The sequence below is a fragment of the Nodosilinea sp. LEGE 07088 genome, assembly GCF_015207395.1.
In the GTDB taxonomy this organism is placed as follows: domain Bacteria; phylum Cyanobacteriota; class Cyanobacteriia; order Phormidesmidales; family Phormidesmidaceae; genus Nodosilinea.
This window is the reverse complement of sequence record NZ_JADEWX010000216.1, coordinates 1-8,553: the sequence shown is the minus strand read 5'-3', so window position 1 is coordinate 8,553 and position 8,553 is coordinate 1. Positions and strand designations below refer to the sequence as shown.

Here is an 8,553-nt window from a genome sequence, read left to right as displayed (position 1 = left end):
CATCTGGGGCACCTCCCCCGACTCCATCGACACCGCCGAAGACCGGGAGCGCTTCGAGGCGATCTTGCGCGAGCTGGATATCAAACAACCCCCCAACGGCATGGCCCGCAGCTACAATGACGCCCTCCAGGTGGCCCAGCAGATCGACTACCCCGTCGTGGTGCGGCCCAGCTACGTGCTCGGGGGTCGGGCCATGGAAATCGTCTACTCCGACGCCGACCTGGAGCGCTACATGACCTACGCGGTGCTGGTCGAGCCCGACCACCCTATTCTCATCGACAAGTTTCTAGAGAATGCGATCGAGGTGGATGTGGATGCGATCGCCGACCACACCGGCCAGGTCGTCATCGGCGGCATTATGGAGCACATCGAACAGGCGGGCATTCACTCCGGCGATTCGGCCTGTTCGCTGCCCACCATGACCCTGCCCCCCGAGGCCCTGGCCACCATCCGCGACTGGACAAAAAAGCTGGCCAAGCGCCTCAGCGTCATCGGCCTGATGAATATTCAGTTTGCGGTCAAGGGCGACCAGGTCTACATCATCGAGGCCAACCCCCGCGCCTCACGCACGGTGCCCTTTGTGTCGAAGGCGATCGGCCACCCATTGGCCAAGCTAGCCGTACGGGTGATGTCGGGCAAAACCCTGGCCGAACTAGGCTTTACCGAAGAGGTAATTCCCCACCATATCTCGGTCAAAGAAGCGGTGCTGCCCTTCGATAAGTTTGCCGGCACCGACGCCCTCCTTGGCCCCGAAATGCGTTCCACTGGCGAAGTCATGGGCATCGATGCCGACTTTGGTAAAGCCTTTGCCAAGGCCGAACTGGGGGCCAACCAAAAGCTGCCGCTCACGGGCACCGTATTTATCTCCATGAACGATCGCGATAAGGTCGCCGTCATCCCCGTAGCCAAAGAGCTAGCCGAGATGGGCCTAAAGCTAATTGCCACCTCCGGCACCCGCGCCGCCCTGATGGATGAAGGGCTTGATGTAAACCTGATTCTCAAAGTCCACGAGGGCCGCCCCAACATCGAGGATGCGATCAAAAACAACGAAATTCAGCTGATCATCAACACCCCGGCAGGCAGCACTGCCCTAGAAGACGATCGCTCGATTCGCCGCACCGCCCTGGCCTATAAGGTGCCAATTATCACCACGATCGCGGGGGCTAAAGCAACGGCTTCTGCGATCCACTCCTTGCAGCAACATCCTCTCCAGGTCAAATCGCTCCAGGAGTATGTGGGAATGTAGAGTTGCAGAATGAAAGGGCTCTAAACCTGTGAATACTCTCCATGAAGAATGTTAGGCGTTTAACGGTGAAACATACAATGGCATCAAACCAATGGTTATACTGTACTTACAGTCGAGAGGTCTGGCCTTTTCGGATCGCGGAAGCTTGGTCTTCCCTTGACTGTTTTGAATATTAAAACCAACCCTATTGAATGTATCTACTGTACGTAGATGAATCTGGTACAACACACGACCCAAACCAGCAATATTTTGTACTTGCAGGGTTTTGTGTATTTGAACGCCAAGGGTTCTGGCTTGCCAACGAACTTGATCAAATTGCAGCTAAATTCGACCCGGCTGATCCTGCGAATGTAGAGTTGCATGGCAGTCCAATGTTTGGAGGTAGAGGGCAATGGAGACGTTACCCCAGAGAGTTTAGGCACTCAGCCATTGAAGATGCCCTTAAAGTTTTTCTACAATCTCATCCAAGCAATCGGTTATTCGCAAGCGTAATCAAGAAGACTGTGGTTTCCCCCAAGGACCCAGTTGAGGTTACATTTGAGCAACTCGCCAGCAGATTTGATCAATACCTTATGCGATTACATAGGAATAGCGATACTCATAGAGGGATTATCATTTTCGATAAATCCACTTACGAAACAACTATCCAAGCCTTAGCGACTGATTTCAGGACTATAGGATATACATGGGGCGTGATCAGGAATTTTTCAGAGGTGCCTCTCTTCTTAGACTCGAAAGCATCAAGGTTAATTCAACTAGCCGATTTAATCGCCTATGCTATTTTTCGGAACTTTGAAAAGGGTGATGATAAGTTCTTTTCTATAATTGAGCCTAGATTTGATTCAGAAGGTGGTATTGTCCATGGACTACATGTTTTGCAATAAGATGCAGATTGCTTTGGCTAAAGACTGACCAGAGCCTCGCCCCAGTTGAACCATCTGAGCAGGGTAGAGGCAGAGGAGACAATGGTATTGTTCGCTCTAATTGCGCGATCGCAGAGTTTTTCCCCTACCAATCACCAAACAGTCACAGAGAGTTTGGTGCCGACATCCACATTTAAGCGGCGGCGGTATGCTTATGGGCACCTCTACCCCCAGCGGCAGCTATGGAACGCAACCAGTTTCGCGTCGGCACCTTTAACCTCAACAACCTGATGCTGCCCGATCGCGAGTTTTACCAGGGCGAAACCTACTCCCAAGCACAGTATCTCAAAAAACTCACCTGGATTGGAGCCCAACTCGATCGCATGAAGGCAGACATCTGCGGCTTTCAAGAGGTGTTTCACCGGGGGGCGCTCAAGGAAGCGCTGCACCGCAGCGAATACCACCAGCAGCACGAGATTGTCATGGCCGAGGGGTTTGGCCGCGGGCCGGGGGTGGCGCTAGCGACCAATTTTCCGGTGTTGGGGCAGCGGGTCTACGACGAGTTTCCGGCTGAGAGCATTTTGGACTTAGACGGGGCCGAGATTCCCATGCGGCAGTTTTCGCACCCAGTGCTGGCGGTCGATCTGGCGCTGAGCGACACCATTCACTGCACTGTATTTGTGGTGCATCTGAAGTCGAAGCGACCGATGATGACCAACGGGGTCGATCGCAGCGACCCGGTAGAAATCGCCAAAGGCCACGCCCGATCGCTTATTCGCCGCACCGCCGAGGCCACGGCCCTACGGTTTTTGCTGATGGATGGGCTGCGCGATCGCAAGTATCCGGTCATTGTCATGGGCGATGTCAACGACAACCACACCGCCGTCACCACCCAGATTGTGGCCGGTACCCCCCCCTGGGAATGCTGGCCCTACCGCAAAAAAGCCCCGGTGTGGGATGTGCTGCTGTACCAGGTCAAAGACATTCAGGCCCGGCTGGGCTACGGCGACCACTACTATACCCACATTCACAACGGCCACTACGACAGCCTCGACCACATCATGGTGAGCGAAGAGTTTTCGGCCCAAAACCGCGATCGCATTGGCCGCGTCACCTACGTGTCGGTGTTTAACGATCACCTATTTGACCAGACCCTGCTAGAAGAAAACTTTGAGCCCTGGCAGTCAGACCATGGCCAGGTGGTCGCCACTATTGAGCTTAACCCGCCGCCCTCACCCTGGCCCCAGCTGGTGGCTTAGTGCGGTCAAAGGCGAGCCGTCAGTCATAGATACCGATCGCGCAGTTGGTTAAAGTTAATGGCTGAAACCCCAGCGGACTGAGCAGCCAAAAATAAATCTAAATCAGTGGTGAGAAGAACAACTTGATTGGTCAACGCTTCAAGCACTGCTGCATCGGTTAGGCCAAGGTGAATGAATTCCCAACGCCTGATAGCGGTAGTACTGGGAACATAAACCTCCAAACAATTGGAAATAAGCTTTTGAAAAGTTTCAAAAATCTGCCTTTTGGCTAGATTGTCAATGTAAGCGGCTAAATTAGATATCTCTGTCAATATGTTCGGCGTCACTCGTACTGCTGCATCTGAGATGATGTGGAGCAAGACATCATAATCTTGCGGAATAAAGGCGGTCAGGCGCTTGTGTCTGGCAATATAGTCTCGCGACGTTGCTCCCACAATCAACAAAACGAGAAGATTTGTGTCAACTAAAACTGTACGCACAGTCAAACTTTAATCTCACGGGATTTTACAGAGATCACGTCATCTTTATCATTAGAAATCCTCACAACTTTATAGGCTCTTCTGGCTGGCAGCGGCGGCACTTCTGGATTCGTGAAGGCTGTCAGAGGAGACTTTGCCGGATTATCCCACGGACGAGAAAACCCAATGGTGACAAGCCACTCATTGGCCTTTTCATCAAATTCAACTTCTTCTAACCTGATATTCGCGGGGCTTTCATCCGAAAAAAGCTCAAAGACATACTGCTTCGCCCGGGCAACGGCCTCTTTTACATTCACTGCGCTTTCCCCACTACGTCAGCAGGCTATGTTGAGAGTCTACAGGTCAGTATAGCGGTCTTAAGATCTGTCTTGTAGAGGTGTGTACCTGAGCTTTCAAGCCACTTGAGCCAACCAGACCACAAAATGTTGCTAGCCATAGTGCAAAAGCTCCCCTGGGTGCCACACTAAATAGTGACCATAGGCTTGCCCGGCGGATTGACAACTCAAAGGCGGGGGGCCTTGCTTGGAGGGTTCTATGACCGGTGCTGTGCTATCTCCTGTTGACTGGCCCACCCTGGAAGATGGGCTGCCGCTGTTGTCGGGTTGCGAGGCCGATATTGCAGCCGCCATGGCCAGCAATACGCCCATATTTTTGCCTCACACTAATCTGGCATTAGACGAAATTTCGGCGGGGTTTGCGATCGCTCTGCACATGCACCAGCCCACCATCCCCGCCGGGGCCACGGGCGAGCTGATCAACCATCTCCAGTACATGTTTGAGCACCCCTACGATGGGGACAACCACAATGCCGGCACCTTTGCCTACTGCTACGCTCGCCTGGGGGACTTCATCCCCGAGTTGGTAAACCAGGGCTGCAACCCTCGGGTCATGCTCGACTACTCAGGCACCCTGCTGTGGGGGCTGCAACAGATGGATCGCCAGGATATCTTGGATAAACTGCGCCGCCTGGCCTGCGACCCGGCCTACCAACCCCACGTCGAGTGGCTGGGCACCTGCTGGGGCCATGCGGTGGTGCCTTCGACCCCGGTGCCCGATCTCAAGCTGCACATTCGCGCCTGGCAGCATCACTTTGCCGCCCTATTCGGAATCGAGGCCCTGCGCCGGGTGCGGGGCTTTTCGCCGCCGGAGATGCACCTGCCCAACCACCCCGACCTGCTCTACGCCTTTGTTAAAACCCTCAAAGACTGCGGCTATCGCTGGCTGCTGGTGCAGGAACACACCGTAGAATCCCTCGATGGCCAGGGCCTATCGCAGCCCCACTTGCCCCACCGCCTGGTGGCCCGCAATGCTCAGGGCGAGGTTGAAGAGATTGTGGTACTGGTCAAAACCCAGGGGTCTGATACCAAGCTGGTGGGCCAGATGCAGCCCTACTGGGAAGCAAAAACCTTAGGCAAAGTTGTGCTCGGCCCCGCCACGGTGCCCCCGCTGGTCAGCCAGATCAGCGACGGCGAAAACGGCGGCGTAATGATGAATGAGTTCCCCAGCGCCTTCATGCGATCGTGGTACGAAATGCGCGATCACGGCAGTGGTCGCCGGGGTGTAGTGGGCTTTAACGGCACCGAATATCTGGAACTGTTGGCAGCGGCAGGATGCGGCCCTGAAACCTTCCCTCCCTGTCAGGCGGTGGGCCAGAGTCGGCTGTGGGCGGCAATGGGTGATGCCACCGGGCCGGAGGTCATGGCCACTGCGATCGCCGCTATTCGCACCGAAGATCAGAGCTTCTCCATGGAAGGGGGCTCCTGGACAAGCGATCGCAGCTGGGTGCAGGGCTACGACAACGTGCTCGACCCCATGCAGCGGTTGTCGGCTCAGTTCCACCAAACCATGAACCGCCAGCCTGAGCAGGGCGAAGCTCTAGAACGCCAACCCCGCTATCGCAACGCTCTGATCCACAACCTGCTGCTACAAACCAGCTGCTTTCGCTACTGGGGCCAGGGCACCTGGACGGGCTACGCTGAAGAAATCTACCTCCGGGGGCAGGCTATTCTCGCCCACGACTTTGCCTAGTGTTCAAGTATTGATTCAGACATCTTGCGATCGCCACTTATCCCTATGATGAAATCTGGCCTTTAGGGACATCAGGGTATGGACTATAAGCAAGAGCTGATCACGACTATCCACGACCTCGGCTACAATCCTGAGCGGCTGGAGCAGCGCCTGACTGAGCTGAGTCAAACTAACCCTACCGCCGTGCTGATTCCGTCGCTCTACGACGAGCTCCAACGCCCTGCCCTGGCCACTATTCGCGACCACCTCAGCCATTGCCCCTTTGTTAACAATGTCATCATTTGCCTCTACGCCGATACCTTTGAGCAGTATTGCCACGCCGTCCAGTTTTTCGAACCCCTACCCCAGCCCACCTTCGTGCTGTGGGAAAATGGCCCAGGCATTACCGGCATTCTGCAAACCCTCAAAGATAAAGGTCTAGACCTGCTGCGGTTTAAGGGTAAAGGGCGGGCCGTGTGGCTGGGGCTGGGGGTAGCCACGCTGCATGCCGCTGCGATCGCCCTCCACGATGCCGACATTGTTACCTATGATCGTGCCTACCCCCTCAAACTGCTGTACCCACTGCTCGAACAAGACTTTGGCATCGCCTTTAGCAAAGCCTACTACGCCCGAGTTGGGCATAACCCTCGCAGCCTCCACGGTCGCGTTACCCGACTATTTGTCACCCCACTCATCACCTCGTTGATGGAGCTATTCGGCTACAGCGACTACCTGCGCTACCTCGACGCCTATCGTTACCCCCTCTCTGGCGAATTTGCCCTCTCCAGGGATCTGGCCCTGACCACCCGCATCCCGGGGAACTGGGGGTTAGAAGTGGGGTTGCTGGCCGAAGTCTACCGCAATGTGGCCCTAAAGCGTATTGCCCAAATCGATCTGGGCATCTTCGAGCATAAGCACCAGTCCCTAGGCACTTCGACCAACTCAGGACTGCAAAAAATGTGTCGCGACATTCTGCAATCGGTGTTTCGTACCCTGACCGAAACCGAGCAAGTTGCCATTAGCGCCGACCACATTCGCGCTCTGCGGATCAAGTACCGCCGTGAGGCTCAAAATCTGGCCCGCCAGTACTTTGTCGATGCTCGCTTCAACGGCCTTGAGTACGATCGCCACAAAGAAGAAATGACCATTGAAACCTTTGAGCAGGTCATTTTAGAGGCTGGTAATCAGTACCTCGACGACCCCACCGGCACCCAAATCCCCGACTGGACCCGTGCCCTGGCCGTTATTCCCGACCTGCGTGAACAATTGCTCGATGCGATTCTCTCAGATATGGCCCAGGCCCGCTCGGCTCCAACCCCAGCGACCATGCCGCCGGGTGTTTTTGTCGCCGTGCCCGGCTAGACGATCGATCCCCAGAGCCTAGGAATCAGCGGTCATCAACTCTTCGCTACCATCACTTGCCTGGGTGCAGCTAGAGCAATGGTACAGTATGGCTAAAATCCCGGTTTCTTGGTCGCTGCCCTAACGGCATGACTGGCATTCTGGCCGAGAAACCGGGTTTCTGTACCGGCGTTCTAGGCAGATTTGTGCTGAGCGGCCTTGGGGACAGTCGGAATACTGCTATTGCGGCTACGAAGGGTGACATTAACACCCTCGCTAGACTGTTCAATCACCAACAGAGGCGTGGGCTTTGCCTTTTGATCCCAGTGCATATAGGCGATTCGGCCCTGAATGGTGGGTTGCCAGTGAACCTCTTCGGCATCGGGGCTCATAAAGTTTTCAATGCAGTCGATCAGCTGGCCAATTGTAGAGGAGGTGGCCTGGGTAGGCAGCTTAGCTAGCCTAATTTGAATGCGAAACAGCACCTGTTTCCTGCCTGTGGGGTTGTCTTGGAGACTGTACTCTACATCAAAGATTTCATCGACAGCCCGGGGCTTACTGGCAATGCCAATCAGACCTTCTTCGGCCTGACGTGGACGTAGGGCTACAGAAATTTTTTGCTTTACCTTAACCTTGAGCTGGTTGACGATGCTGGTGTGGAAATGCTCCTCATCCATGCGCATCCGCAGATAGTCGAGGTTACACTCGCGGGAGTGAATTAGGTCAGGGTTACGCTCCATCTTAGTGATGGTTTTAAGCGCCAGTTTGACCTTCTTTTGCATCTCCTTGTTTTTATAGGTTTCAAACTTGAGTTGCTTCATCAAGCGGCGGGTTTGCAGGTTTGAATACACCCCTAACCCCAGCAGCAATACCAACAGTCCGCCGGTCGATAGCATCCAGGGGTTATCCACTGGCAGACGACTGATGGTAGGGGTCTGCCCAAGGGTTGAATGCACGAGAACTGTAGAGGTTTTCATGGCTGGTGGAAAAAAATGGCTGAATAGGAGAACTAGCTTTCGACTATAGTGCCCTCCAAATAAGGTTGCCGTGCGGGTTGCGGCAGAATTCAGTAATTATCATGAGATCCTGTCGATCGCGGTGATGAGACCTCGGTGTTAACCCTAACTGCACCGGCGTCGGGTTCCCCTAGGACTGCCGTAGCGATCGCAATGACTTTGCTCTCATAGCAGAACTCCTAAGTAGGCAGTTGAGATTAAATGTAAGATAGCAGGGTAGCCAGAGTGCCCTCAAATGCCCGCCCCATTACGCATCATTTTGACCGAGGAAGAAGACCGCACGTTAAGTGAACTTCGGGAGGCTCAGACAGTTCCCTATCGGACGCGTGACCGAGCGCATAT

The 8,553-nt window shown here is 54.6% G+C and carries 8 protein-coding genes; 5 read left to right on the top strand and 3 right to left on the bottom strand.

What is annotated here, in order from left to right:
- The 3 genes from IQ254_RS27620 to IQ254_RS27610 form a co-directional block, all read left to right on the top strand.
- On the top strand, positions 1-1,246 hold a 1,246-nt coding region (locus tag IQ254_RS27620), incomplete at its 5' end, for an ATP-grasp domain-containing protein (RefSeq protein ID WP_193969363.1).
- A 191-nt stretch (positions 1,247-1,437) separates the two neighbouring features.
- Positions 1,438-2,130, top strand: a complete 693-nt coding sequence (locus tag IQ254_RS27615; RefSeq protein WP_193969362.1) for a DUF3800 domain-containing protein — start codon at positions 1,438-1,440, stop codon at positions 2,128-2,130.
- Between the two features lie 221 nt (positions 2,131-2,351).
- Entirely contained in the window at positions 2,352-3,368 is a 1,017-nt protein-coding gene (locus tag IQ254_RS27610) for an endonuclease/exonuclease/phosphatase family protein (RefSeq protein ID WP_193969361.1), read from the top strand.
- A 23-nt stretch (positions 3,369-3,391) separates the two neighbouring features.
- Here IQ254_RS27610 and IQ254_RS27605 read toward each other — a convergent pair whose 3' ends face one another.
- On the bottom strand, positions 3,392-3,847 hold the full coding sequence (locus IQ254_RS27605; protein ID WP_193969360.1) for a PIN domain-containing protein: 456 nt from the start codon (positions 3,845-3,847) through the stop codon (positions 3,392-3,394).
- A 2-nt stretch (positions 3,848-3,849) separates the two neighbouring features.
- Positions 3,850-4,143 carry a hypothetical protein gene (locus IQ254_RS27600; protein WP_193969359.1) on the bottom strand — a complete coding sequence of 98 codons (294 nt, stop codon included), beginning with the start codon at positions 4,141-4,143 and terminating at the stop codon, positions 3,850-3,852.
- Positions 4,144-4,381: 238 nt separating this feature from the next.
- Here IQ254_RS27600 and IQ254_RS27595 point away from each other — a divergent pair, with 238 nt between their 5' ends.
- Together IQ254_RS27595 and IQ254_RS27590 are read left to right on the top strand one after the other, a co-directional pair.
- Positions 4,382-5,875 (top strand): glycosyl hydrolase family 57, encoded by a 1,494-nt coding sequence (locus tag IQ254_RS27595; RefSeq protein ID WP_193969358.1) that lies wholly within the window; start codon positions 4,382-4,384, stop codon positions 5,873-5,875.
- A 78-nt stretch (positions 5,876-5,953) separates the two neighbouring features.
- The gene (locus IQ254_RS27590; protein ID WP_193969357.1) at positions 5,954-7,216 is read left to right on the top strand and encodes a glucosyl-3-phosphoglycerate synthase; all 1,263 of its coding nucleotides are present in this window, start codon (positions 5,954-5,956) and stop codon (positions 7,214-7,216) included.
- Between the two features lie 173 nt (positions 7,217-7,389).
- Here IQ254_RS27590 and IQ254_RS27585 read toward each other — a convergent pair whose 3' ends face one another.
- Entirely contained in the window at positions 7,390-8,172 is a 783-nt protein-coding gene (locus tag IQ254_RS27585; protein WP_228041157.1) for a hypothetical protein, read from the bottom strand.
- Positions 8,173-8,553: the final 381 nt, after the last annotated feature.

Bases quoted from the DNA above. Each gene is read 5' to 3' on its own strand.
- IQ254_RS27610 (WP_193969361.1), top strand. From the start codon at position 2,352: ATGGAACGCAACCAGTTTCGCGTCGGCACCTTTAACCTCAACAACCTG.
- IQ254_RS27590 (WP_193969357.1), top strand. From the start codon at position 5,954: ATGGACTATAAGCAAGAGCTGATCACGACTATCCACGACCTCGGCTAC.
- IQ254_RS27615 (WP_193969362.1), top strand. From the start codon at position 1,438: ATGTATCTACTGTACGTAGATGAATCTGGTACAACACACGACCCAAAC.
- IQ254_RS27595 (WP_193969358.1), top strand. From the start codon at position 4,382: ATGACCGGTGCTGTGCTATCTCCTGTTGACTGGCCCACCCTGGAAGAT.
- IQ254_RS27585 (WP_228041157.1), bottom strand. From the start codon at position 8,172: ATGAAAACCTCTACAGTTCTCGTGCATTCAACCCTTGGGCAGACCCCT.